Annotated in this window: 23 protein-coding genes; 10 read left to right on the forward strand and 13 right to left on the reverse strand. The window is 71.6% G+C overall.

Features of this window, described 5'->3' with window-relative positions; translation table 11 throughout:
* Positions 1-2 precede the first annotated feature (2 nt).
* From J5X86_RS25530 to J5X86_RS25555, 6 genes are all read left to right on the forward strand, one after another.
* Positions 3-1,217, forward strand: a complete 1,215-nt coding sequence (locus J5X86_RS25530) for a Gfo/Idh/MocA family protein (RefSeq protein WP_208519053.1) — start codon at positions 3-5, stop codon at positions 1,215-1,217.
* The gene (locus J5X86_RS25535) at positions 1,214-2,086 is read left to right on the forward strand and encodes a PmoA family protein (protein ID WP_208519054.1); all 873 of its coding nucleotides are present in this window, start codon (positions 1,214-1,216) and stop codon (positions 2,084-2,086) included. The genes J5X86_RS25530 and J5X86_RS25535 overlap by 4 nt, the downstream gene beginning before the upstream one ends.
* A gap of 141 nt (positions 2,087-2,227) precedes the next feature.
* On the forward strand, positions 2,228-3,562 hold the full coding sequence (locus tag J5X86_RS25540; protein WP_208519055.1) for a sugar ABC transporter substrate-binding protein: 1,335 nt from the start codon (positions 2,228-2,230) through the stop codon (positions 3,560-3,562).
* 173 nt (positions 3,563-3,735) lie between these two features.
* The gene (locus tag J5X86_RS25545) at positions 3,736-4,545 is read left to right on the forward strand and encodes a polysaccharide deacetylase family protein (RefSeq protein WP_208519056.1); all 810 of its coding nucleotides are present in this window, start codon (positions 3,736-3,738) and stop codon (positions 4,543-4,545) included.
* A gap of 210 nt (positions 4,546-4,755) precedes the next feature.
* Positions 4,756-5,976 (forward strand): right-handed parallel beta-helix repeat-containing protein, encoded by a 1,221-nt coding sequence (locus J5X86_RS25550; RefSeq protein ID WP_208519057.1) that lies wholly within the window; start codon positions 4,756-4,758, stop codon positions 5,974-5,976.
* Between the two features lie 93 nt (positions 5,977-6,069).
* Positions 6,070-7,515 (forward strand): NCS2 family permease, encoded by a 1,446-nt coding sequence (locus tag J5X86_RS25555; protein ID WP_208519058.1) that lies wholly within the window; start codon positions 6,070-6,072, stop codon positions 7,513-7,515.
* Between the two features lie 37 nt (positions 7,516-7,552).
* Here the strand turns inward: J5X86_RS25555 and J5X86_RS25560 are convergent, their stop codons facing one another.
* The 4 genes from J5X86_RS25560 to J5X86_RS25575 all read right to left on the reverse strand — a co-directional run bounded on the left by J5X86_RS25560 (position 7,553) and on the right by J5X86_RS25575 (position 11,609).
* Positions 7,553-8,533 (reverse strand): aldo/keto reductase, encoded by a 981-nt coding sequence (locus tag J5X86_RS25560; protein WP_208519059.1) that lies wholly within the window; start codon positions 8,531-8,533, stop codon positions 7,553-7,555.
* 70 nt (positions 8,534-8,603) lie between these two features.
* Positions 8,604-9,305: a response regulator transcription factor gene (locus J5X86_RS25565; protein ID WP_208519060.1), complete on the reverse strand. Its 702-nt coding sequence runs from the start codon at positions 9,303-9,305 to the stop codon at positions 8,604-8,606.
* Positions 9,302-10,561, reverse strand: a complete 1,260-nt coding sequence (locus J5X86_RS25570; RefSeq protein ID WP_208519061.1) for a histidine kinase — start codon at positions 10,559-10,561, stop codon at positions 9,302-9,304. The genes J5X86_RS25565 and J5X86_RS25570 overlap by 4 nt, the downstream gene beginning before the upstream one ends.
* 277 nt (positions 10,562-10,838) lie before the next feature.
* Positions 10,839-11,609, reverse strand: coding sequence for an IclR family transcriptional regulator (locus J5X86_RS25575; protein WP_078640761.1), 771 nt, complete (start codon positions 11,607-11,609; stop codon positions 10,839-10,841).
* Between the two features lie 87 nt (positions 11,610-11,696).
* On the opposite strand from J5X86_RS25575, the gene J5X86_RS25580 reads away from it, so the two are divergent.
* Together J5X86_RS25580 and J5X86_RS25585 are read left to right on the forward strand one after the other, a co-directional pair.
* Positions 11,697-13,280: an aldehyde dehydrogenase (NADP(+)) gene (locus J5X86_RS25580; protein ID WP_208519062.1), complete on the forward strand. Its 1,584-nt coding sequence runs from the start codon at positions 11,697-11,699 to the stop codon at positions 13,278-13,280.
* A 286-nt stretch (positions 13,281-13,566) separates the two neighbouring features.
* Positions 13,567-14,613 (forward strand): aminotransferase class V-fold PLP-dependent enzyme, encoded by a 1,047-nt coding sequence (locus J5X86_RS25585; RefSeq protein WP_208519063.1) that lies wholly within the window; start codon positions 13,567-13,569, stop codon positions 14,611-14,613.
* Between the two features lie 148 nt (positions 14,614-14,761).
* Here J5X86_RS25585 and thpD read toward each other — a convergent pair whose 3' ends face one another.
* The 6 genes from thpD to J5X86_RS25615 all read right to left on the reverse strand — a co-directional run bounded on the left by thpD (position 14,762) and on the right by J5X86_RS25615 (position 19,931).
* Positions 14,762-15,649 (reverse strand): ectoine hydroxylase, encoded by an 888-nt coding sequence (gene thpD, locus J5X86_RS25590; RefSeq protein ID WP_208519064.1) that lies wholly within the window; start codon positions 15,647-15,649, stop codon positions 14,762-14,764.
* Positions 15,650-15,653: 4 nt separating this feature from the next.
* On the reverse strand, positions 15,654-16,058 hold the full coding sequence (locus J5X86_RS25595; RefSeq protein WP_208519065.1) for an ectoine synthase: 405 nt from the start codon (positions 16,056-16,058) through the stop codon (positions 15,654-15,656).
* A 40-nt stretch (positions 16,059-16,098) separates the two neighbouring features.
* A complete protein-coding gene (gene ectB, locus J5X86_RS25600; protein ID WP_208519066.1) occupies positions 16,099-17,361 on the reverse strand; it encodes a diaminobutyrate--2-oxoglutarate transaminase in 1,263 nt (420 codons plus the stop codon).
* Positions 17,362-17,435: 74 nt separating this feature from the next.
* Complete coding sequence (gene ectA / locus J5X86_RS25605) at positions 17,436-17,996, reverse strand: diaminobutyrate acetyltransferase (protein WP_208519067.1); 561 nt, start codon at positions 17,994-17,996, stop codon at positions 17,436-17,438.
* A gap of 319 nt (positions 17,997-18,315) precedes the next feature.
* On the reverse strand, positions 18,316-19,131 hold the full coding sequence (locus J5X86_RS25610; RefSeq protein ID WP_208519068.1) for a hypothetical protein: 816 nt from the start codon (positions 19,129-19,131) through the stop codon (positions 18,316-18,318).
* Positions 19,131-19,931, reverse strand: coding sequence for a SigE family RNA polymerase sigma factor (locus J5X86_RS25615; RefSeq protein WP_208519069.1), 801 nt, complete (start codon positions 19,929-19,931; stop codon positions 19,131-19,133). Before J5X86_RS25615 ends, J5X86_RS25610 begins: the two co-directional genes overlap by 1 nt.
* A gap of 136 nt (positions 19,932-20,067) precedes the next feature.
* Between J5X86_RS25615 and J5X86_RS25620 the strand changes: the two genes are divergently transcribed.
* Together J5X86_RS25620 and J5X86_RS25625 are read left to right on the forward strand one after the other, a co-directional pair.
* Positions 20,068-21,177, forward strand: coding sequence for an amidohydrolase family protein (locus tag J5X86_RS25620; RefSeq protein ID WP_208519070.1), 1,110 nt, complete (start codon positions 20,068-20,070; stop codon positions 21,175-21,177).
* A gap of 294 nt (positions 21,178-21,471) precedes the next feature.
* A complete protein-coding gene (locus J5X86_RS25625) occupies positions 21,472-22,368 on the forward strand; it encodes an SCO1860 family LAETG-anchored protein (protein WP_208519117.1) in 897 nt (298 codons plus the stop codon).
* Positions 22,369-22,788: 420 nt separating this feature from the next.
* Here the strand turns inward: J5X86_RS25625 and cobC are convergent, their stop codons facing one another.
* From cobC to J5X86_RS25640, 3 genes are all read right to left on the reverse strand, one after another.
* Positions 22,789-23,904 carry an Rv2231c family pyridoxal phosphate-dependent protein CobC gene (gene cobC / locus J5X86_RS25630; RefSeq protein ID WP_243981336.1) on the reverse strand — a complete coding sequence of 372 codons (1,116 nt, stop codon included), beginning with the start codon at positions 23,902-23,904 and terminating at the stop codon, positions 22,789-22,791.
* On the reverse strand, positions 23,894-24,730 hold the full coding sequence (locus tag J5X86_RS25635; protein WP_208519071.1) for a sirohydrochlorin chelatase: 837 nt from the start codon (positions 24,728-24,730) through the stop codon (positions 23,894-23,896). Before J5X86_RS25635 ends, cobC begins: the two co-directional genes overlap by 11 nt.
* Positions 24,731-24,802: 72 nt before the next feature.
* On the reverse strand, positions 24,803-25,303 hold the full coding sequence (locus J5X86_RS25640; RefSeq protein ID WP_208519072.1) for a cobalamin biosynthesis protein: 501 nt from the start codon (positions 25,301-25,303) through the stop codon (positions 24,803-24,805).
* Between the last annotated feature and the right edge of the window lie 8 nt (positions 25,304-25,311).

The raw sequence follows: 25,311 nt of genomic DNA on the forward strand, positions 1-25,311 counted from the left end.
GCATGGGCATGGCGCACCCCCGGGGACGAGGGGAAGCCCCGGCCGACGAACCGATACCCGTCGTCCTCGCGGGCGCCCGAGGCCATGGGCGCTGGCACCTGGACAACATCCGCCGACTGGCCGCCGAAGGAACGGTCCGGCTCGCCGGGGTGTGCGAACTTCAGCCGCTCACCCGGGAGGAGCTGGGCGACGGGCTCGGCGAGCCCGGGCAGTCCACCGACCTGGCCGCACTTGTGGCCCGGACCGGCGCCCGGATCGCCGTCATCTGCACCCCGATCCAGACCCACGCCGACCTCGCCCTCGCCGCCGCCGAACGCGGTGCGCACCTTCTGCTGGAGAAGCCGCCCACACCCTCGTACGCCGAATTCGCCCGGATGAGCGAAGGACTGCGCGGCTACGGAACCGTCTGCCAGATCGGCTTCCAGTCGCTCGGCTCCCACGCCCTGCCCGCCATCCGGAACATCGTCGCCGACGGCCGCATAGGGGCGCTCCGCGGCATCGGCGCGGCCGGGGCATGGGCCCGCGACGAGGACTACTACGCCCGCGCCCCCTGGGCCGGACACCGCACCCTCGACGGCCGGGACGTCGTCGACGGCGTCCTCACCAACCCCCTCGCCCACGCCGTCGCCACCGCCCTGCACCTCGGCGGCGCCGACCGGGCCGAGGACGTGGCCGGTATCGAGCTGGAGCTGTACCGGGCCAACGCCATCGAGGCCGACGACACCTCCTGCGTACGGATCCGCACCAGCCGCGGTACCACCGTCGCCGCCGCCGTCACCCTGTGCGCCGAGGAGCCCGGGGAGCCGTATGTGGTCCTCCACGGCGACCGGGGGCGGATCACCTTCTGGTACAAGCTGGACCGGGTCCGCGTCGAACGCGACGGAGCGCCGCCCGAGATTACCGACCACGCGCGCACCGATCTGCTGGACAACCTCGTCGCCCATCTGCGCGACGGCACCGAACTGCTCGTCCCACCGGACCGCACCGGCGCGTTCATGCGTGTCGTCGAGGCGGTCCGCACCGCCCCCGTACCGGTCCCGCTGCCCGCCGACGCCTGGCGCACCGAGCCCGGTGCGGGCGTCGCCTCGCGAGCCGCCAAGCGGCGCGTGGTGACCGGCATCGACCGACTGGTCACCGCCGGCGCCGAGCGCCTCGCCCTGTACTCGGAACTGCGTGCCCCCTGGGCCGCACGCCCCGCGGAGGTCCCGCACCCATGACACCCCTGACCCCCTCGAACCCGCTGACCCCCTCCCTCACCCGCCGTCCCCCCTGCACCGTGCTGCGCCATGAGAACCGGGTCGTCGGGTCGTATGTGCACCGCCCCCAACTGCCCGGCACGGTCGCACCGCGCCCGTATCTGCACCCCGTGCGCACCCTCGGCGGCGTCACCGTCACCGGGCTGCGGCCCGCCGAGGATCCGGCCCACCTGGGTGTGTCCATGGCCATCCCGGAGGTGGCGGGACACGACTTCCGGGGCGGCCAGGGCCGCCTGGACCACCAGGGCCGCCTGGACCACATGGGGAGCCAGCGCCATCTGAGCTGGCTGCTGCGCGATCCCGATGGCTTCGTGGAGGAGCTGTCATGGGCGGTCGGCGGGCGGCAACTGCTGCTGGAGCGGCGCACGGTGGCCGTACGGTCCCTGGGAACGGCGTGCTGGGCGCTGGACTTCACCTCCGCCCTCACCAATGTGACGGGCCAGGAGCTCGCCCTCGGCGGGGCGGGCCAGGCAGGCGGCTTCTTCTGGCGCGTCCCGCGGCGCCCCGAGCCCGCGCAGGTCTTCAGCGCCGACGGCGAGGGCGCGGCGGCGGTGCACGGACGGCCCGCGGACTGGCTGGCGCTGGCCACCGACGAGTGGACGCTGGTCTTCGCCGGCGCGACCGGCGACACCCGCGCCGACCCGTGGTGTGTGCGCACCGGGGAACACGCGGGCGTCGGCTCGTCCCTCGCCTCGGACCGGCCACTGCCCCTCGCCCCCGCCGACACGGTCACCCGACGCATCGTCACCGCGATAACCGACGGCCGCCTCCCCCGCCCGCAGGCAGCCCGCATAGCGAGCCACCTCTCGGACAAGGGCGCGGCCGTATGAGCAAAAGGTTGTGGGCAATCGTTCCGCGGGGCGGAACGGGTGGGCACAACCGACCCGCACACGGCCACCGCTCCTAGCCAAGACGGCGCGACCTCAAGACCAGCAACCGCAAGGGAACCCACGAGGAGACGGACGCACACCATGACTCCACGCACCCGCAGAGCACCCCACACCGCAACCGCCCTAGCGGCATTGCTCGCCCTGACCGCCACGGCTTGCGGCGACGACGGCTCGACCACCGGCGAGGAGGGCTCCGGCAAGGGCACCATCACCTTCTGGGACAACAACGGCGGCCCCCGCACCAAGGTCTGGAAGCGGATCATCGCCAAGTTCGAGGACAAGTACCCCGACATCACGGTCAAGTACGTCCCGATCCCGATCACCAATGTGCAGTCGAAGTACGACACCGCCATCCAGAGCGGCGGCGACAGCCTGCCCGACGTCGGCGGCGTGGGCACCGCGTATCTGGCCAATCTGGTGGCCCAGGGCGCCCTCGACCCCGTGACCGACCGCATCGACGACAGCGCCCTCCGGGGCAAGCTGATCAAGAACATGGTCGACAGCGTCCGCGCGGCCGGCGGGGAGGACCAGGAGCTGTACTCCGTCCCGACCTCCGCCAACCAGGGCACCCTCTGGTACCGCACCGACCTCTTCAAGGCGGTGAAGCTGCCGGCGCCGGACAGCTGGGAGAGGTTCTACAAGGCCGCCGACGAGCTGACCGACAAGGGCGGGAACAAGTTCGGCTTCACCCTGCGCGGCGGCGCGGGCTCGATCGCCCAGGCGCTGGACATGATGTACGCCCAGTCCGGCATCGCGTCCTTCTGGGACGGCGACAAGACCACCCTCAACGACCCCAGGAACGTCGCGGCGCTCGAGAAGTACATCGCCCTCTTCAAGAAGGTCACGCCCGCCGCGGACCTCAACAACGACTTCGCCAAGATGGTCGCCCAGTTCGACCAGGGCGACATCGGGATGCTGCAGCACAACCTCGGCAGCTATGTCGACCACGTACGGCTGCTCGGCAAGGAGAAGATCGCGGGCATACCGCTGCCGCCCTCCCGGGCCGGGGCGGCGCGCACCATCGTCTCCAACCCGGTCGACGGCCTCGGGCTGTTCAAGGCGGGCAAGAACAAGGCGGCGGCCTGGAAGTTCATCGAGTTCGCGGCCTCGCCGGAGATGAACAGCCTCTGGAACGAGGACGTCGGCGCGATCCCCGCCAACGTCGGTGCCGCGGACGACGACTGGATCGCCGAGGCCCCGCCGACCAAGGCCGCGCTGGAGTCGCTCAACGATCCGCGGACCAAGGTCGTCCAGCTTCCGTACTACCTCCCGGACTGGAACAACATCAGCAAGGCCGACAACGAGCCCGGCTTCCAGAAGGTGCTGCTCGGCCGGATGACCGCCAAGGCGTTCTGCGACAAGGTCGCGGACGAGCTCAACGCGGCACAGGCGGACTGGAAGAAGCACCAGGGCTAGCCGCGCTCGATCACCACGTCGCTCCACGGCCCCTGGGCCCGCGGGCCTCTATGAACCCCATGTATACGTTGCGTGTATAGTGCTCGCAGTTTATGCCGCCAACAGTACGCAGTTATATGTCTGTTGGCGGCATTGCGACCACTACTGGCAACAAAAGGACTTCGGGGATATCAATGGGGCGAAAAGGTCGAATATCCGGACTGCTCGTGAGTGCCGTCTGTCTGACGCTGGGCCTCACCGGCTGCGGCGCGTCCTACGACACCACCTCACCGCGCAGCGCCCGGGAGCACGCGCTGAAGGATGCCGGGAACGCGACACCGGCCGCCTCGAAGCCGGACGTGGAGAAGAAGGGCGACGGGGCGAACGGCTCGGTCGACTGCTCCCGCGCCAAATGCGTCGCCCTCACCTTCGACGCGGGCCCCAGCGAGAACACGCCCCGGCTGCTGAAGATCCTCAAGCGGGAGAAGGTCCACGCGACCTTCTTCATGCTCGGCAAGAAGCACATCGACAAACACCCCGACCTGGTGCGCCGCATCGCGGATGAGGGGCATGAGCTGGCCAACCACACCTGGTCGCACGAGATCCTGACCAAGAGCGACGACGACGTGGTCCGCTCGGAGATCACCCGCGTCCAGAGCGCCGTCAAGAAGCTCACCGGCCGTACGCCGCTGCTGATGCGGCCGCCGCAGGGGCGTACCGACGAGCGGGTCTCCAAGATCTGCCGGGAGCTGGGCGTGGCGCAGGTGCTGTGGAGCGTGACGGCGAAGGACTACTTGACGAACGACTCCGCGCTGATCGAGAAGCGGGTGCTGGAGCAGACGAAGCGCGACGGGGTCATCCTGCTGCACGACATCTACAAGGGCACGGTGCCGGCGGTGCCGGGGATCCTGGCGAAGCTGAAGAAGGACGGCTATACGGTGGTGACGGTCTCCCAGCTGATGGCCCCGGCCACCCCGGAACCGGGCAAGGTCTATCGCCCATGAGGCAACAGACCAACAGGACCTCCCGTTTCCGAACATCCTCGGCCACAAAACGATCAAGACTTGTCGCAAGCTATCGCGAGGCGATCGGAATTTCGTAATCTAAGAATTCTCGGGTGCCCGGCAACCTAATCTGGACTGGCGGCAACTACGACATGGGACGGGCCGGTCCGGATCCTCCGGCCCGTTCTCCGACGCGGAACAGGAGTTGCCATGGGGCTGAGGCGTAAACGGGGCCGCCACCGTCGCCGTAAGGACCGCACGCTGCCGTTGGGCAGCGCCGTGATCGTGGCGTCGGCCGTGGCCGGGGTGTATCTGACGGCTTCGCCGGAGGGCGCGAGCGCCGTGCCCACCACCGTGTACGTGGCCACCAACGGCAGCGACGGCGACAGCGGCACCCTCAAGTCCCCCTACCGAAGCCTCGGAAAGGCGATATCGGCCGCCAAGGCGGGCACCACCATCGAGGTGCGCGGCGGCACGTACTACCCCGCCAGGACGCTGCGCAGCTCCGTCAGCGGCACCTCCCGCGAGCGCGTCCAACTGCGGCCCTACAGGGCGGAGAAGGTCCGGCTCGACGGCTCCCGGCTGGGCGAGGGCTCCTCCCTGGTCTCCCTCAGCGCCGACTACTGGACGGTCTCCGGGATCGAGCTGCGCAACGCCCCGGGCGGCGGCCTGGTGTGCACCTCCTGTGCGAGAAACGTCTTCCAGAACCTCAGCACCCACGGCAACGGGGACACCGGCCTCACCCTCCGCGGCGACGACACCAACGGCAACGTCATCCGGAACCTGGACTCCTACGGCAACCACGACGACGCCACCGGCGGCCAGAGAGCCGACGGCATGGCCCTCACCCACGGTTCCGGCACCGGCAACGTGGTCACCGGATCCCGGCTGTTCCGCAACAGCGACGACGGCCTCGACCTGTGGATGTGGGCGAGCCCCGTCACCATCGAGCACTCCTGGGCCTTCGGAAACGGCCGGAACCGCTGGCACATCCCCTACTTCAAGGGCGACGGCAGCGGCTTCCAGCTCGGCGCCGACCGCCGCGGTGCCCCCTCGCCCGCCCATGTCGTACGGACCTCCGCCGCCTGGGCCAACACCAAGAGCGGCTTCGAGGCGGGAGGCAACACCGGAGCCCTCCATCTCCAGCGCACCACGGCCTTCGACAACTGGGGCAAGGGCTACTCCTTCGCCGGCTCCCGCGCCCTGCTGACCCGCAACCTCGCGGTCTCCAACGGCCGCGGCAGCGCCGACACCGGGCGCCTCGCCGCCTCCCGGGACAACAGTTGGACGCCGGGCGGCCCGGCCACCCCGCCGCTGGTCACCACCGACCCCACCACGGCCCTCGGTCCCCGGCGGCAGGACGGCTCCCTTCCGGTCACCAGCTTCCTCGTGGTCATGGACCGCACCGAGATCGGCTCGACGATGAACTGAAACCTCGGGAAAACCTGAGTCGCGCTCATGGCGGGCACAATCCCCTGATCCGGCACGCCGCCGGCCCGCACGCCGTCCCCGAGGAGCGCGACCATGGCGAGACAGATCACCGACAAGGCCCCGGCCCCACCGCCGCCCGGACTCCCCATACTCGACCGGTACTTCCGGATATCCGAACGCGGCTCCACCCTCGGCCGCGAGATCCGGGGCGGACTCGCCACCTTCTTCACGATGGCGTACATCCTCGTGCTGAACCCGATCATCCTGGGCGGGGCGAAGGACAAGTTCGGCGAGCAGCTCTCCGGCACCCAACTCGCCACCGCCACCGCCCTGGTGGCCGCCGTGATGACCGTCCTCATGGGCATCGGCGGCAATCTTCCGCTCGCCCTCGCCGCGGGCCTCGGGCTCAACGCCGTCGTCGCCTTCCAGATCGCCCCGCAGATGAGCTGGGCCGACGCCATGGGTCTGGTGGTCCTGGAGGGCCTGATCATCTGCGCGCTGGTGCTGACCGGGCTGCGCGAGGCGGTGATGCATGCCATCCCGCATTCGCTGAAGCAGGCGATCAGCGTGGGGATCGGGCTGTTCATCGCCTTCATCGGCTTCATCGACGCCGGGTTCGTCTCCCGTATCCCGGGCCCCACCGGCTCTACGCCCGTACAGCTCGGCGCGGACGGCCGGCTCACCGGCTGGCCCGTCCTGGTCTTCTGCGTGGGAGTGCTGCTGACCGTCGCGCTGATGGCGCGCAAGGTCAAGGGCGCCCTGCTGATCAGCATCGTCGGCTCCACCCTGCTCGCGATCGTCATCAACGAGATCGCCGACATCCGGCCGGAGGCATGGGGGCTGACCGCGCCCACCCTCCCCGACAGCGTGGTCGACACCCCGGACTTCGGGCTGATCGGCTCCTTCAGCCTCTTCGGGGCGTTCCAGCAGGTCGGCGTCATCACCATCGTCCTGCTGATCTTCACCCTCATCCTGTCCGACTTCTTCGACACCATGGGCACGGTCGTCGGCGTGAGCAACGAGGCCGGGCTGCTCGACGCCGAGGGCAGGGTGCCGGGCCTGGGGCGGGTGCTGCTCATCGACGGCGCGGCGGCCGCCCTCGGCGGCGCCGCCTCCGCCTCGTCCAACACCAGCTATATCGAGTCCGCGGCGGGGGTCGGCGAGGGCGCGCGCACCGGCTTCGCCAGCGTGGTCACCGGGGCGCTGTTCGGGCTCGCGCTCTTCCTGACTCCGCTGGCCACCGTGGTGCCCGCGCAGGCCGCCGCCCCGGCGCTGATCGCCGTCGGCTTCCTGCTGATGAGCCAGGTGCGGTCCATCGACTGGGAGCGCCTGGACATCGCCGTCCCGGCGTTCCTCACCATCGCCGTGATGCCGTTCAGCTACTCCATCTCCAACGGGATCGGCGCCGGGTTCATCTCCTACGTGGTGATCAAGGCGGTGCTGGGCAAGGCGCGTGAGGTGCACTGGCTGCTGTGGGGGACGGCCGCGCTGTTCGTCGTCTACTTCGCCATCGATCCCCTCGAGCAGCTGCTCACCTGAGCCGTGACGTCCTCCCCCTGGGAGCCCCTCCGCCCCGTCAGCTGTGGCCCATGATGGGGCGCGGGCGGTAGGGGGCCTCCAGGCGGGCCACCTCCGCCTCGTCGAGCGTCAGCCCGACCGCCGCGACCGCGTCCTCCAGATGGCCGATCTTCGTGGCCCCGACGATCGGCGCGGTGACCGCGGGCCTGCCGAGCAGCCACGCCAGCGCGACCCGCGCGGGGGACACCCCGCGCTTCTCGGCGACCGCGCGGGTGTCGTCGAGTATGGAGAACTCCGCGTCCGCGTACCACTTCTCCACCAGCGGATCGTTGCCTGCCCGGACCGTCGGCCCGGTGCGGTTCCGGTCGCGGGTGCCCGCCAGCAGCCCGCGCGCCAGCGGGCTCCAGGGGATGACACCGACGCCCTGGTCCAGGCAGAGCGGGTTCATCTCCCGCTCCTCCTCCCGGTAGAGCAGGTTGTAGTGGTTCTGCATGGAGACGAACCGGGTCCAGCCGTGCGCCTCGGCCGTGTGCTGGGCCTTGGCGAACTGCCAGGCGTACATGGAGGACGCGCCGATGTACCGGGCCTTTCCGGCCCGCACCACATCGTGGAGCGCCTCCATCGTCTCCTCGATGGGCGTCCCGGGGTCGAAGCGGTGGATCTGATAGAGATCCACATGGTCGGTGCCCAGCCGCCGCAGCGAGGCGTCGATGCCCGCCAGGATGTGCTTACGGGACAGCCCGCGGTCGTTGGGTCCCTCTCCCATCGGGGAGTAGACCTTCGTGGCGAGGACATAGTCGTCGCGGCCGGGGAAGAGCTCCCGCAGCAGCTCGCCGGTGATCTCCTCGCTCCGGCCCAACGAGTACATGTCGGCGGTGTCGAAGAAGGTCACCCCCTCCTCGACCGCGCGCCGCACGATCGGCCGCGCGTCGTCGATGTCCAACTGCCAGGGCCGGTGTTCGGGGCTGCCGTAGCTCATCATGCCGAGGCAGATCCGCGACACCTTGATGCCCGACGCGCCCAGCCGTGCGTACTCCATGCGCCTGCTCCTCCCGCCCATCCGCCCGTTCGGCCGACCCGCCACAGCAGACCACCCCGGTCGCCGGATGTCAGCCCGGAGTGACGAAACCGCTCTCGTACGCGGCGATCACCGCCTGGGTGCGGTCCCGCACCCCCAACTTGGTGAGCACCGCCCCCACATGCGTTTTGACCGTGGCCGGTCCCACCGCCATCCGGGCCGCGATCTCGGAGTTGGACAGCCCGTCAGTCATCAGCCGCAGCACCACGGCCTCCCGCTCGGAGAGCCGGTCGCGCAGCGCCCGCGCGCTCGCCTCGCGGTCCGGGCCCCGGGCGGCGGCGTGCTCGGCGGCCAGCGCCCGCACCGCGGCCGGGAACAGCAGCGAATCGCTGCGCGCCACCAGCCGCACCGCCTGCATCAGGTCCTCCGCACGGGCCCGCTTGAGCAGAAAGCCGCTGGCCCCGGCGCGCAGCGCGTCGTACACATAGCTGTCGTTCTCGAACGTCGTCACCACGATGACGCGCGGCGGGTCCTCCATGGTGCTCAGGATCCGCTCGGTGGCGCGGATGCCGTCGACATCGGGCATCCGGACGTCCATCAGCACGACGTCCGGGCGCAGTTCACGGACCACCGGTACGGCCTCGGCGCCGCTTCCGGCCTCGCCGACGACCTCCAGGTCCGGTTCGCTGGAGAGGATCGCGCGCAGCGCGGTGCGCACCATCCGCTCGTCGTCGACGAGCACGATGCGCAGCGGGGACGGCGGGGCGCTCACCGGGGACGGCGGGGTGCTCATCGGGACGCCTCCAGCGGGAGCCGGACCGTCAGCCGCCAGACGCCGTCCACGGTGTCCCACGCACAGGTGCCGCGCAGCAGGGTGGCCCGCTCGGCGATGCCGCGCAGCCCGCGGCCGCCGGTGGGCCGTGCTCGGGTGGCTCCGTTCACCGGGTTCTCCATCGTGATCTCCACCTTCTTCGGGTCCTCGGCGATCCGGAGCCGCACCGGCACCCGGCCCGCGTGGCGCAGCGCGTTGCTGAGCCCCTCCTGGACGATGCGGTACGCCTCGCGGGAGACGACGGGCGGCAGCCGGTCCAGCGCGCCCGGGGCCGTCAGCTCGACGTCGACGCCCGCGGCCCGGGTGCGGGCCAGCAGCCCGTCCAGATCCATGAGGGTGGGGGAGGGGGCGGGGGCCGGACGGTCCTCACCTTCCCGCAACAGGCCGAGCACGCTGTCGAGTTCGCCGACCGCGTCCCGGGTGGTCTCCTCGATGGCCGCCAGCGCCTCCCGGGCGAAGTCCGGATCGGCGTCGAGGACCTTACGGGCCGCGCTCGCCTGGAGGGTCACCGCGCTCAGCGCATGGCCGACCGAGTCGTGCAGCTCGCGGGCGAGCCGGTTGCGGGCGGCCAGCCGGGTGGCCCGCTGCTCGGCGGCGGCGAGCCGCTCGGCGGGGGCCGGGCCGAGCAGCGCCGGCGCACAGCGGGCCAGCAGCGCCCCGGCGGCCGCGGCGATCCCCATGATCACACCCAGGAGCAGCACCCCGGCCAGGGGCGCCAACGCGTGGGGGGCCGAGGCGAAGGCGTGCGGCCAGCCCTCGTCGGCGTACGAACCGTCGGTGAACGGCAGGGCGATCAGCAGTGCCGAGGCGGGCAGCAGGGACAGGGTGAGCCCGCTGACCAGCCCGCCGATGGCCAGATGCAGTCCGTACCAGAGCAAGGTGCGGGCGCGCGCGTCCCACGACCCGGCGGGCCCGGCCGCGAGCTCCGCGGACTCCGGAAGCCCGCACAGCGAACGCGCGGCGGTGGCCTCCAGGGGGCGTACGAGCGGGAGCAGCGCGGTCGGCACGGCCAGCGGCAGGGCCAGGCCGAAGGTGCCCAGCTGCCACACCAGGGAGGTGAAGGGAACCGCGTCCCGCAGGAGCATCGCGAAGACGACGCCGGTCAGCAGGTAATACGGCATCAACAGGGCGCCGCCGAGCACCAGATGGACCCAGCGGAGCTGGGCCCGGCGGCCGGCCACCGCACGGACCGCCCGCCGCCACCACGCCCCGGTCACGGGGCCCGGTGCGCTGCCGCGCCCCCGGCGGAGCCGCGCTCGCGGAAGAAGCGCCCGCCGGCCGTGAGGACGGGTAATCCGACGGTCATCCGCACAGCGTAGGTCAGATTCATCGGCGCGGTCGGCTCCTTGGCGGGCGGGCGGGTGCGGGACGCGTCCGCCCGCCGGGAAGGGTGTTGGTCACGGGGACCAGCCTCGCGGCGCGGCGGGCGCCGCGCCTCACCCTGCCCGACGATCCGCCTCCGCCGCGCGGCGGAGGGGGCCGTCCTCCCGTGGGTCAAAGACGTCGCGTCGCGAGGGTGAGCCGGTCCCGGGCGTCGAACAGGGCGTCCTTGATCATCTGCTCATGGGTGGGGGTGAGCCGGGCCACCGGCACCGAGCAGCTGATGGCGTCGCGCGAGGGGGTGCGGTACGGGATGGCGATGCCGAAGCAGCGCAGGCCCAGGGTGTTCTCCTCGCGGTCCACCGCGTACCCCTGCTCCCGGATGAGGTGCAGCTCCTCGATCAGCTTCTCGCGGTCGGTGATGGTGTGCTCGGTGAGCTGGCCCAGCGTCTCCGGCAGCAGCTTGCGCACCTGCTCGTCGGAGTACGTGGCCAGCAGCGCCTTGCCCAGCGAGGTCGAGTGGGCGGGCAGCCGGCGGCCGACGCGGGTGAACGGGCGCAGATAGTGCTGCGACTGCCGGGTGGCGAGATAGACGACGTTGGTGCCGTCGAGGCGGGCGAGGTGGATGGTCTCGGTGGTGTCGTCCGAGAGCCGGTCCAGGGTGGGGCGGGCGGCGGCCACGACCTCGTCGCCGTCGATGTAGGAGGTGCCGACGAGCAGGGCGCGCACCCCGATGCCGTAGCGGGTGCCGGTGGCATCCGTCTCCACCCAGCCGAGCTCCACCAGGGTGCGCAGCAGCATGTAGAGGCTCGACTTGGGATAGCCCACGGCCTCCTGGACCGCGGCGAGGCTGTGCATTCCGGGCCGCCCGGCGAAGAACTCCAGCAGTTCGACTGTGCGGACAGCCGATTTGACCTGGGCCCCGCCCGTCTCGGCAGCTGACATCGCCTTGACCCCTCTGTTCGACCAGCCATAGAGTCCCGAGGGGAAATTCATCACCCGGGACAGCGTTCAGCATATCGAACACCGTCGATGTGTGGGACGCAAGCAGCGGTAACACCACAGCAGGAGGAATCCGCGGTGTCAGCACCAGTGTGGAGCGTCGACCCCCGAACCGGAAAGCAGCGGGAGCAGGTAGCGGTCGAAGCCACGGCGGAGGAGGTCGACCGCGTGGTGCGTGCGGCCCACGCCGCCCGCGGCTCCCTGGCCGACCGTACGGTGCGCGCCGCCCTGCTGCGCACCGCCGCCGATCTCCTCGACGAGGCCCGTGACCAGCTGGTCGAGGCCGCCGACGCGGAGACCGCGCTCGGCCCCGCCCGGCTCACCGGCGAACTCGCCCGCACCACCTACCAACTGCGGGCCTTCGCGACCATCGTGGACGAGGGCGCCTTCCTCGACGTCCGCATCGACCACGCCGACGCCACCCAGACCCCGCCCTGGCCCGATCTGCGCCGCTACAAGCTGCCGCTCGGCGTCGTCGCCGTCTACGCCGCCAGCAACTTCCCGCTCGCCTTCTCCGTGCCCGGCGGCGACACCGCGAGCGCCCTCGCCGCGGGCTGCCCGGTCGTCGTCAAGGCCCACCCCGACCACCCCGCCACCTCCGAGGTGGCCGCCTCCGCACTGCGCCGCGCCGCCGAGCGGGTCGGGGTGCCCGCCGAGGTGATCGCGGTGGTGCACGGTTTCGACGCAGGGCTGGAGCTGGTCAAGCATCCGCTGATCGCCGCCGCCGGTTTCACCGGATCGGTCCGCGGCGGCCGCGCCCTGCACGACGCGGCGGCCTCCCGGCCGGTGCCGATCCCCTTCCACGGCGAGCTGGGCAGCCTCAACCCGGTCGTGGTCACCGAGGCCGCGGCCACCGAGCGCGGCGACCAGATCGGCGCGGGGCTCGCGGGCTCCATGACGCTGGGCGTGGGCCAGTTCTGCACCAAGCCCGGCTTTGTGCTGGCCCCGGCCGGCCCGGCGGGCGACGGCCTGGTGAAGTCCCTCACCGAGGCGGTCAGCAACACCGACGCGGGCGTTCTGCTCGACCACCGGATGCGGGACAACTTCGTCGCCGGGGTCAAGGAGCGCGCCGAACTGGCGGACGTGGACGCCCCGGTCACCCCCGGCTCCGGCGGTGAGCACACGGTCAGCGCGGGCTTCCTGACCGTCCCGGCGCGGCGGCTCACCGAGGACGGCCCGCACGATGTGCTGCTGGAGGAGTGCTTCGGCCCGGTGACCGTCGTGGCGCGCTACGAGAGCGACGACGAGATCAGCGCGGTGCTCGGCCGGCTCCCGGGCAACCTCACCGCCACCGTCCAGATCTCCGCCGCCGAGGGCGAGGGCACCGAGGGCCGGGCCGGTGCGCTGATCGCCGAGCTCACCCCGCTGGCCGGACGGGTCCTGGTCAACGGCTGGCCGACCGGTGTCGCCGTCGCCCCGGCCCAGCACCACGGCGGCCCCTACCCGGCCACCACCTCCACCTCCACCTCGGTCGGCGGCACCGCCATCGAGCGCTGGCTGCGGCCGGTCGCCTACCAGGACACCCCGGCCGCCCTGCTGCCGCCGGAGCTGCGGGACGAGAACCCGCTGGAGCTGCCCCGGCGGATCAACGGCATCCGGGAGCAGCGCGGCTGAATCCCCGGAACGCACTCCGGGAGCAGCACCGCTGAAGCCCGGACCGACGGCGCGGCCGCCGGACCCGCGGACCGGACCCGCGGTTCCGGCGGCCGTGTCGGCATGCCCGCGGCCACGTACGGTTCCCGGGGTCTTCCGGCGGCCGATCCGCCGGGGTGGTCACCCGGATGCCGCGCCAGGCATGGGAATCGCCGCAGGTCAGCGGGGATCCATAAGGTTCCCTTGAAGGCATCCGACAGGGAAACGCGATGGACGCCGGGGTGAGCCCGTTCCATAGTGGTTGGACATGGAGAGCCTGGCGGGCGCCGAATTCGCGCCACACACGACGTATCTCACCACCGCGTCCAGCGGTCTGATCCCCGCACGCTCCGTGGCCGCCGTGAAGGCGGTCCTCGACGGCTCGGCCGCCGGACGGCCCGTCATCGATGTGGCCTTCGAGGCGGTCGAGGAGAGCCGGGCCACCTACGCCCGGCTCGTCGGCGTACCGGCGCGGCGGGTCGCGGCGGGCAGCTCGGTCGCCGCCTACGCGGGGATGATCGCCACCTCGCTGCCGCCCGGGGCCGAAGTCATCGTCGCCGACGGCGACTTCAGTTCCCTGGTCAACCCCTTCGCCGTCCGCGGCGACCTCAAGCTGCGCATCGTGCCGCTGGAGGAGATCGCGGAGGCGGTGCGGCCCGGTACGGCGCTGGTGGCCGTGAGCGCCGTCCAGTCCGCGGACGGGCGGATCGCCGATCTCGACGCCATCGGGGAGGCGGCCCGGACCCACGGGGCCCGCACTCTGGTGGACACCAGTCAGGCGGCCGGCTGGTTCCCGGTGAACGCCGACGAGGCCGACTACACCGTCTGCGTGGCCTACAAGTGGCTGATGTGCCCGCGCGGAGCCGCCTTCCTGACCGTGCCCGAGGACCTCGGCGGGCTCACCCCCGTCTTCGCGGGCTGGGTCGCGGGCGAGAGGCCCTGGGACAGCTGCTACGGACCGGTGGCCGAACTCGCCCACTCCGCCCGCCGCTTCGACGAGAGCCCGAGCGTGTACTCCTACGTCGCGGCCCGGCACTCCCTCGCGCTGATCGAGGAGCTGGGCACCGAGGCCATCGCCGCCCATGACCGCGCGCTCGCCGACCGCTTCCGGGCCGGGGTCACCGGGCTCGGCCACCGGCCCGTCGCCGCCCCCGGCTCGGCCATCGTCTCCGTACCGGGGCTGGGGGACGCCGCGTCCCGGCTGGCGGAGGCGGAGGTGCATGTCTCGGCGCGGGCCGGCAACCTCCGCGCCTCCTTCCACCTGTACAACACGGCGGCCGATGTGGACCGGCTGCTGGAGGAGCTGTCCCGCTGAGACTGTCTCCCGGGGCACAGAGAAAACCGCTCCCGGGGCCAGAACGGCGGCAGAACGGGGCCAGATCGGCGCCAGAAAAAATCTGAGGGAAGCCGGGGCACCCCGGCTTCCCTCAGATCACGGACGTCAGCTCAGCGCACGGCGGTGATCACCGTACGGGTGTGAAGTCCCTTGCCCCGATGAAATCCGGCCGGGGGACCGGTGCGGCGAACGGCTTGACCGCCGTGTTCTCCACGCTGTTGAACACGATGAACACATTGCTGCGGGGGTACGGCGTGATGTTGTCGCCGGACCCGTGCATGCAGTTGCAGTCGAACCACGTTGCCGACCCGGCCATGCCGGTGAACAGTTTGATGCCGTGCTTGTCGGCGAAGCCGGTGAGGGCCTCGTCCGACGGAATGCCGGCGTCCTGCATCTGCAGCGACCTCTTGTAGTTGTCCTTCGGCGTCGCGCCTTCACAGCCGAGAAAGGTGCGGTGCGAGCCCGGCATGATCATCAGGCCGCCGTTGGTGTCGAAGTTCTCGGTCAGGGCGATCGAGACCGACACAGTCCGCATGTTCGGCAGCCCGTCCTCGGCGTGCCAGGTCTCGAAGTCCGAGTGCCAGTAGAAGCCCGAGGCTCCGAAGCCCGGCTTGACGTTGATCCGGCTCTGGTGGACATAGACCTCCGAGCCCAGGATCTGCCGTGCGCGACCCACCACTCGTGGGTCGCGCACCAGGCCGGCGAAGACCTCGCTGATCCGGTGCACCTCGAACACCGACCGTACGTCCTGCGACTTCGACTCGATGATCGAGCGTTCGTCGGCGCGCACGCCCGGGTCGGTGACCAGCCGTTCCAGCTCGGCGCGGTACACCGCGACCTCATCCGGAGTGATCAGCTGGTCGATCGCCAGGAAGCCGTCGCGATCGAAGTCGCTCAGCTCGGACGGTTGCATCGGCCCCGGAGTGCCCACCTCGGACCACACGACGGGGTCCACGCGCGGTGTGGCCACCTCAACGGCACCACGGGTCGGGTACAGGTCAGTGACCGTGGTCATCGGATCATGCCTCCTCGGTCTCGGTCATCAGCGGGTATACGCCGTTCTCATCATGGTCCTCCCGTCCCGTGATCGGCGGGTTGAAGACACAGACACACCGGAAGTCTGTTTTGGGGCGCATCGTGTGCTTCTCGTGCCCGTTCAGCAGGTACATGGTGCCGGGCGTGATCCAGTGCTTCTCACCGGTCTCGTCGTTGGTGAGCTCGGCCTCACCCTCGACGCACAGCACCGCCTCGATGTGGTTGGCGTACCACATCGACGTCTCGGTGCCCGCGTAGAGGATGGTCTCGTGCAACGAGAAGCCGACGCCTTCACGGGCGAGCACAATGCGCTTGCTCTCCCAGGTGCCGGTCTTGGCCTTCACATGCCTCTCGGTGTCCTCGATGTCCTTGAAGGATCGGACGATCACGGTGAGTTCTTGCCTTTCTCTTCTCTGCGGTACGGGAGGGTTATGCGGTCTCGCGGACCGCGCGGGCGAGGGTCCGCAGCCCCTCGTCCAGGTCATCGGGGGAGATGGTCAGCGCGGGCAGCAGCTTGACGACCTCGCTCTCGGGGCCGGACGTCTCGACCAGCAGACCGAGTTCGAAGGCGCGCTTGCAGACGGCCGAGGCGCGCGGCTTGTCCTCGAACTCCAGGCCCCACACCAGGCCACGGCCGCGGAAGTGGGTGCCGGACTGCTCCTCGCAGATGGCGCGCAGGGCCTGCTCGACCTGCTCGCCGCGGGCCAGGGTCTGCTTCTCCATCTGGCTGTCGGCCCAGTAGGTGTCCAGGGTCGCGGCGGCGGTGACGAAGGCGGGGTTGTTGCCGCGGAAGGTGCCGTTGTGCTCGCCGGGCTCCCAGACGTCCAGCTCGGGCTTGAAGAGCGCGAGCGACATCGGCATGCCGTAGCCGCTGATGGACTTCGACACGGTCACGATGTCCGGGGTGATGCCCGCCTCCTCGAAGGAGAAGAAGGCGCCGGTGCGGCCGCAGCCCATCTGGATGTCGTCGACGATCAGCAGCATGTCCTGGCGCTCGCACAGCTCGGCCAGGGCGCGCAGCCACTCGGGCCGGGCCACGTTGATACCGCCCTCGCCCTGCACGGTCTCGACGATCACGGCGGCGGGCTGGTTGAGGCCGGAGCCCTGGTCCTCCAGCAGCCGCTCGAACCACAGGAAGTCCGGGATCGTGCCGTCGAAGTAGTTGTCGAACGGCATCGGGGTGCCGTGGACCAGCGGGATGCCCGCGCCGGCGCGCTTGAAGGCGTTGCCGGTCACGGCCAGCGAGCCCAGCGACATGCCGTGGAAGGCATTGGTGAAGGAGACGATGGACTCGCGGCCCTTGACCTTACGGGCCAGCTTCAGCGCGGCCTCGACGGCGTTGGTGCCGGTCGGGCCCGGGAACATGACCTTGTAGGGCAGATCGCGCGGGCGCAGGATGTTGTTCTGGAACGACTCGAGGAACGCGCGCTTGGCCGTGGTGGACATGTCCAGGCCATGGGTGACGCCGTCACGCTCGATGTAGTCGATCAGCGCCCGTTTCAGTACCGGGTTGTTGTGGCCGTAGTTGAGCGACCCGGCTCCGGCGAAGAAGTCGAGGTAGGTGTGGCCGTCCTCGTCGAACATGTGGCTGCCCTGGGCACGGTCGAAGACGGCGGGCCAGCCACGGCAGTAGCTGCGCACCTCCGACTCCAGGGCCTCGAAGACGCTCAGGGCGGGCGGGGTGATGGTCACAGCGTTCTCCTGGGAGAGGGGTGTGAGGGGGGTGAGGAGGGGGATCGGGGTGATCGGGGTGTGATCAGGGGAGATCAGGTCCGGTCCGCGCGCGGCCCGAGCGGGCCGAGTGGACCGATGCGGTAGAGCACCTCGGGCTCGTGCCCACCGTCGGGGAAGAGACCGCCGTGGAAGAGCACCTCGCGCTCGAGCGACGCTTCGTGCCGTTCGGCGAACGAGGTGAACAGCCGGTTCGAGGCGGTGTTGTCAGGGGTGATCGTCGTCTCGATGCCGCGGACGCCCGCCGTGGCGACCCGGGCGACCAGCCCGTCCAGCAGGGTGGCGGCCAGTTTGCGGCCACGCCAGGCGTGGTCGACGGCGACCTGCCAGACGACGAGGGTCTCGGGGCGCTCGGGACGGACGTAGCCGGTGATGAAGCCGACCGGTCCGCCGTCGGCGTCGCGCGCCACTACGGATGTGGCGGCGAAGTCGCGGCACCACAGGAGGTAGCTGTAGGAGGAGTTGAGGTCCAGGGTTTTGGAGTCGCGAGCGATTCGCCAGATCGCGGCTCCATCCTCGACGCGCGGTGTGTCGAGGGTGAGGCCCTCCGGCAAATCCAATTCGCTACGGACTAGGTCTGCTTGTGCGGCGGTCATGCAAATTCAATTTACCCAGCAGAATCAGAAAATGCATCGCGGTGGGGGGTTACGTGGAGGGGGGTCGATGTGTTATCACGCGGGAGCGCGCGTGCGCGCGGCCGTCGGCCGAAAGGCGGTAATTTGTAGGGGAGTTACTCGGGCAAAGTGGATCCCATGTGGGGTCCGTCACATATATGTAATCGGCCGGTGACCGTCTTGAATTACGGGATCAGGAACCCGTGAAAAATTTTTTGTTTAGGAATCGCAATGGCGGGCAGACGAATGTGGAAGCAGTAGCGGAAAAACGCGGGGAATTTCTGGCCACGCTGCCATGAATTCAATCCCCCACGGTGAACCGAGGGAAGTCGCCCCGCACCGCGAAGGCCCCGGAGGCCCCGTTGCCCGAGGCCGAGTACGCGTCCCGGCCGGTGTCCCGGCCCCCCTCGGCGTGGTTGTACTGCCCCGCGAAGACATACCGGCCCGGGCGCACGGTCGCACCCTTCCGGAGCGTCCAGCGGTAGACCAGCACACCGTCCTCGACGCGGGTGGCGGTGGCCACATCGCCGGTCGGCAGCGAGCTCCAGGACCCGGTGGACAGCACATCCCCGGTGTCCGCGACCCGCAGCTCCACCGTCAGCGAGGTCAGCGGCCTACCGATCGTGAGCGTAATGTCACTCTGCGCCCAGTACGGATTGGAATGGGCGTTGATGGCGCCCTTGGACCGAACGGTCGGCTCGGCGAGATGGTTTGGACCGGCCGCGGTGGGATAGGCGCTCGGCGTGTGCCGCTCAGCATCGCTCTGCGACCCGGCGCCCGGCTCCTCCCCGGGCCGCCTGTCCGCGTCCGCGCCCGCCGGAGGCGCGGGAGGCTCGCTCGAGGTGCGCACCGTCTGCGGCCGCTCGGCACCGTCCGTGGCCACCACCGCGATCCCCGTCGCCGCGACCGCCGCGGCCAGCCCGGCGACCGGGCCCACCAGCCGGGTCGCCCGGGTCCAGCGCGGGCCCGTCCGTGCGCCCCGGCTCCGGCCGTCGGCCGCCATGCCCGCCGTGACCCGGGCCAGCATCCGGATCCGGTCCGGCTCATGGGAGGCGGCGGCCGTACGCAGCTCGGCGACGACATCGCGGCCCTCGGAGCGCTCGCGATGCTCGATCATCAACTGCCCCCTCCTGCATGCCCGGCGTGGCCCATGTGACCCGAGTGGCGCGTGGGTCCTGTGTGGCCTGTGTGGCCTGTGTTCCCAGAGTGGAGCGTTCGTACCGTCTGCTCGGCCTCCGTTGTCCCGGGCAGCTCGCCCTCGCCGTCCGGAGGGCCGAGCAGCCGCTCCAGCTCGGCGATTCCGCGGGAGGTCTGGCTCTTGACCGTGCCCACCGAAATGCCCAGCGTACGGGCCGTCTCCCGCTCGGAGAGGTCGAAGGCGTGCCGCAGCACCACACATGCGCGCTTGCGGAACGGCAGCCGGACCAGCGCGGCCTGCACATCCACCACGGCGGACACATCCGGGTCGTCCACATGGTCGGAGCGCTGCGAGGAGAAGAGCGCCACCCGCCGTCGCTCACGCACCAGACTGCGGATCCGGGAGCGGGCCAGGTTGGCGACCACACCCCGGGCGTACGCGGCCGGATGGTCGGCGGCCCGCACTCGGTCCCACTGGTGCCAGACCGCCACCAGCGCGTCGGCCGCCAGGTCGTCCGCCCCGTCGGAGCTGCCGAGCAACAGATGGGCGAGGCGGGCGAGTTCGGCGTGGTGCCGCTCGAAGAAGTCCCGGAATTCGGCCTGTGGGTCGGTGGGGTGGGCCTGCGGGTCGGTCTGTGTGGCGGCGTGGGCCTGTAAGTCCGTCTGTGAGCCGGTGTGCGGGCGGGTCCGGGCGTCGGCCGATAAGCCTTCGGAGTCCTCCGGTGCGCCGGGCGCTCGCGCGGTGCCCGCGGCGGCCGCGTCATCGGCGGGAGCGTTCACGAGGACCTCCTCACTGCCGCTCCTCCGGTGGGTTGCGTGAGCGTAGCAGCGCTGCGCATGTTGTTCGAGTGGCGCCGTTCCAGCTCCTGGGAATTGGCCGGTCAACGCCCTGCCCCGGTCTCGTACAGTGCGTTGCATGAGGGATAGCGCGGTGCTCCACATCAAGGGCCGGGTCCTGGTCGGACCGGACACCGGCGACGCTGCCGGGGACGTCCGGGACGAGCTGTGGGTGGTCGACGGCAGGATCACGTTCGAGCGGCCGGCCGGGGCCAGGGACATCCGGTTGGTCGAGGGCTGGGTGCTGCCCGGCCTCGTCGACGCCCACTGCCATGTCGGACTCGACGCCCATGGGGCGGTGGATGATTCGACGAGCGAGAAACAGGCGCTGACCGACCGCGACGCCGGGGCGCTGCTGCTGCGGGATGCCGGATCGCCGGCCGACACCCGCTGGATCGACGACCGCGAGGATCTGCCCCGCATCATCCGGGCCGGCCGCCATATCGCCCGCACCAAGCGGTACATCCGCAACTACGCGCATGAGATCGAGCCGGAGGACCTGGTCGCCTACGTGGCCGCGGAGGCGCGGCGCGGCGACGGCTGGGTCAAGCTGGTCGGCGACTGGATCGACCGGGAGACCGGCGACCTGGGCGCCTGCTGGCCGCGCGGCGCGGTCGAGGCGGCCATCGCGGAGGCGCACCGGCTGGGCGCGCGGGTCACGGCGCACTGTTTCGCCGAGGAGAGCCTCGCGCCGCTGGTCGAGGCGGGTATCGACTGCATCGAGCACGCCACCGGGCTCACCGAGGAGACCATCCCGCTGTTCGCCGAGCGGGGCGTGGCGATCGTCCCGACGCTGGTCAACATCGCCACGTTCCCCCGGCTGGCGCTGGGCGGCGAGGTGAGGTTCCCGCGCTGGGCCGACCATATGCGGCGACTGCACGCGCGCCGGTACGAGACGGTGCGGGCGGCCTACGACGCGGGCATCCCGATCTACACCGGCACCGACGCGGGCGGCGGCCTGGCCCATGGGCTGGTCGGGCAGGAGGTGGCCGAGCTGGTGAAGGCGGGCATCCCGGCGCGGGCCGCGCTCTCGGCGGCGACCTGGGGGGCGCGGACCTGGCTCGGACGGCCGGGGCTCACCGAGGGGGCCTCCGCCGATCTCGTCGTCTACGACGCGGATCCGCGTGCCGATGTGCGGGTGCTGACGACGCCGCGGCGGGTAGTACTGCGAGGCCGCGTGGTCGGCTGACGGGGCGCGGGGACGGGCCGACAGGGCACGGGGCGCAGGCCGACGGGGCTCGGGGACGGGTGGGGCAGGGGGTCCTGAGGGGGCTCCTGAAGGGAACGCGGCTCGAACGCGACGGCGAACCACACCCTTTGGGATGAACGGACATCATGTGTCTGCCTGTTTACCCTCAGTGCGCAAATATGGCGTGGTCGAGGCCGTCGGCGCCCGTGGAGTCCCCCGCGGCAGGCGCCGGCGGCTCCATGTCTCCTGTGGGGGTCAACTCACGTGTCCTGTTCCAGCAACACCTACTTCGGCATGCCCACCCGCCGTCTGGCGGCCGCCACTGCCGCTGCCGCGGTCTCCGTCCTGGGCCTGCTGCCCGCGGCGACCGCGCAGGCCGACACCGGTGCGACCACCGGTAAGGCGGGTGCGGTCGTGCTCCGCACCGATCTCGATGTCTCCCTGCTCAACAAGACCGTCACGGCTCCGCTCTCGGTGGTGCTGAACGAGGTGCACGCACCCGCGACGGCCAGCAAGACGGCGCTCACCGCGACCCTGGACGGCGTGGACGGGGGCCGGCCGTTCAGTGTGCTGCGGGCGGACGTGGCCACCGCCCGGGCCGCCGCGGACAAGCAGCGCGCCGAGGGGTACTCCAACCTCGTCAACGCCAAGGTCCATGTGCCGGGTCTGGCCGGGGTGCCGCTGATCTCGGTCGAGCAGGTGACCTCGAAGGCGGTGTGCGCCGCCGGGAAGCGGCCGACCGCCCAGTCCAACCTGCTCGGCAGCGTCAGCGTGCTCGGCAGGAAGGTCACTCTGAGCACGAGCGGCACCACCACCGTGGATGTGCCGACGCTCGGCCAGGTCCGGCTCGATCTGTCACGGACGGCCACCACCTCGCGCACGGCGGCGGCCACGGCCCTCAACCTGAAGGTCTCCGTGAACCCGCTCAAGCTCAATGTCTCCGAGGTCGAGGGTCAGGTCACCCTCGCCCGGGCGACCTGCGAGGCGCCCGTCGCCGCGGCGGTCCAGCCCAGCCCGAGCGTGGGCCCGCAGACCACGCCCGAGCCGAAGCCGGAGCACCTGGCCGAGACCGGTGGCAGCTCGGCCACGCCGTATCTGGTGGGTGGCGGCGCCCTGCTGCTCGCCGTGGGCGGCGGGGCCGTCGTCCTGGCCCGCCGCCGGCGCGCCGGCGCCAGCGGCGACGCCGGCTGACGCCTGATGCCTGGCGCCTGATGCCTGATGCCTGATGCCTGACGGATGACCTGTCCTGGCCCGTTGGGTCCGGTGCCCGTGCCGTGCCCAACGGCTCGGGTGCCGGGCCTGGGAGCGGGTGCCCGGGGGCCGCATTGGGTCCGGCGGCGGGTGTTGGGCACGGGCATTGGGCCGGGCCGCGGGCGCCAGGCCAGAGCCGCGGCCTACGGGCCGGGGCTCCGGTGCTGGGCCGCGGCTCGGGCTTGGGCGTTGGGCCCGGCCGCGGCCCGGGGCACGACATTCGCCCGGGCGCGGGTGCGGGCGCCGAGCCGGGTCACGGGGCTCGGGCAAGCCCTACGTGACCGCGCGCCGCTCCGCGCGGTGCGCGGTCCGGCGGCGCGATCAGGTTGCGCGTTCAGGCAGCCCGGTCAGGCAGCGTGTTCAGGCGTCCGATTCGGCGATGGCCTTCGCCAGGGCGATGACGAAGCGGTCCGTCGTGGCACGGTCGCGGACGGCGATCCGGAGCCAGTCCGGGCCAAGGCCCGGGAACGTGTCACCGCGGCGGACGGCGAAGCCCAGCTCGCGCAGCCGGGTGCGGATCGCCGCCGCGCCCGGCAGATGGATCAATAGAAAGGGCCCGGCCGCCGGGCCGCACACCCGCACCTCCGTCAACTCGGCCAGCCGATCGGCCAGATGGGCCCGGTCGGCGGCCGTACGGTCGGCGGCCCGCGCGGCCTCGGCGAGGGCGGGCGGGGCGCAGCACGCCTCGGCCGCCGTCAGGGCCGGGCTGGACACCGGCCACAGCGGCTGGACCCGCTCCAGCGCCGTGACGGTGTCCGGCTCCGCCAGCACATAGCCGATCCGCAGCCCCGCCAGACCCCAGGTCTTGGTGAGGCTGCGCAGCACCACGAGCCCCGGCACATCGGTGCGGGCCGCCAGCGACTCGCGCTCGCCCGGGACGGCGTCCATGAACGCCTCGTCCACCACCAGCGTCCGTCCCGGCCGGGCGAGACCGGCCAGGGCATCGGCCGGGTGCAGCACGGATGTGGGGTTGGTGGGGTTTCCGATCACCACCAGATCGGCGTCCTCCGGCACCGCGTCCGGGGCCAGCCGGAAGCCGTTCCGCTCATCGAGGATCACCCGCTCCACGGTGTGCCCCGCGTCCCGCAGCGCCGCCTCCGGTTCGGTGAACTGCGGATGCACCACCACCGGCCGTTGGGCCGCGATGGCACGGGCGAGCAGGACGAACGCCTCCGCGGCGCCCGCCGTCAGCAGCACCCGGCCGACCGGAAGCCCATGACACGCGGCGACCGCCTCCCGCGCCGCCCGCCCGTCCGGATAGGCGGCCAGCCCGTCGAGGGAGGCGGCGATACGGGCCTTGAGCCAGTCCGGAGGCGTACCGGCCCGGACATTGACCGCGAGGTCCGTCAGGTCGGCATCGGCCCCCCGCACCTCCGCGTCCCCGTGATGCCGCAGATCGAACCCGGCGGACCCGCCATCGGCGGCTGGGGCGGCGGACCCGCTCGTGGGCAGGCCCGCAGATGGATCAGTGGACATCGGCGTGGGTATCGGGATGCGCGAAGGCGTGGGCCTCATCGCCGAACCCGGCGCGCCCGGCGGTGTCGGCCACCTCCTCATAGCGCTCCATGACGAGGTCGGCCAACTCCTTAGCCGGGCCGATGACATCGGCGGAGACCACCTCGACCTCGGGGTAGGCGAGCCCCCAGCCCTCCGCCTGCTGCCGCACCCGCTCCAGGGTGTCACCGGCGAACAGGAAGTACGGCAGCACCACGACCCGAGTGGCCCCCAGCTTGGCGCAGCGGTCGAGGCCCGAGGCCACATCCGGTGCGGCGAGCGAGGAGAAGGCCACCTCGACGCCCGCGAAGCCACGGCCCTCCCACAGCAGCCGGGCGGCGCGGTGCACCTCGGCGTTGGCCTCGGGGAGCGGCGAACCGTCGCCCACCAGCAGCACGGTGGTCTCCGCGCGGTCCGAGGGCAGCCGGGGCCGGTTGCCCAGCGCCTCGTCGAGCCGCCGCTCCAGCACGCTCAGCAGCGTGGGGTGCGGGCCGAGCGGCCGGGCGGAGGCGAACGAGGCATCGGCATGCCGCTCCGCCTCCTGGGCCAGCGCGGCCGCGATGCCGTCTCTTGGGGGAGCCGCCGGGATCAGCGTCAGCGGGACGACCGCGAAGCGGCTCACTCCCTCGCCGACGAGCCGGGTGACCGCATCGGACAGCGGGTGGCTGCCCGGTCCGGTGAGGCCACCCGCCACGGGCAGATCCGGGTGGCGTGCGGCCAACTCCCTTACGAATGCGTGAAAGGCGGTGGCATGCCTTTCGTCTCGCGTGCCGATGCCTGCGAGGAGCAGGGCGGGCGGGGTCGTCACGAGGTCTCCTTGGTGCAGGTGGTGCGGGTGTCACGGTCAGCAGGGGGCGGCGGGCTGTTCCGCCCCGAGACGTTACTGACCTGCGTCGGGACGGTCGACGGCAGGTCTTCGCTGCCCGCCCTGCCCGGATTTGACCGCCGCCGGACGGCGAGCGACGGCGCAGGTGGCCATCCCGGGGCGGCCGTGCGGCGCGGACTTCCGCTTGGCGACCAGGAGTTCGCCGCCAGGTCCGGCGGCCAGCAGCGCGGCCGCCTCGGCGACCCCGGCCGTGCCCACGGCCGCGAGCGGTGCCGCGGACGGGTTCGGCACCTCCACCGCGGCCAGCGCCGCCGCCGGGTATCCGCACAGGGGCACCCCCAGCCGCTCGGCCGCCGTCAGCAGTCCGGCCTCCCCGGCCTTGGCCTCCACGGTCGCCAACTCGGCCACGCCGCGCGGTGAAAGGCCCGCCTCCGCCAGGGTCGTCTCGACCAGCCCGATCACCTCGCCGACGGACACACCCCGGCTGGCCCCGACCCCGACGACAAGCGGTGCCCCGGGCAGGGGACACGCCGTGTCCCGGCCGATGACCTCCACGTCAGCTC

Source organism: Streptomyces sp. NEAU-YJ-81, assembly GCF_017592595.1.
GTDB lineage: Bacteria > Actinomycetota > Actinomycetes > Streptomycetales > Streptomycetaceae > Streptomyces > Streptomyces hygroscopicus_B.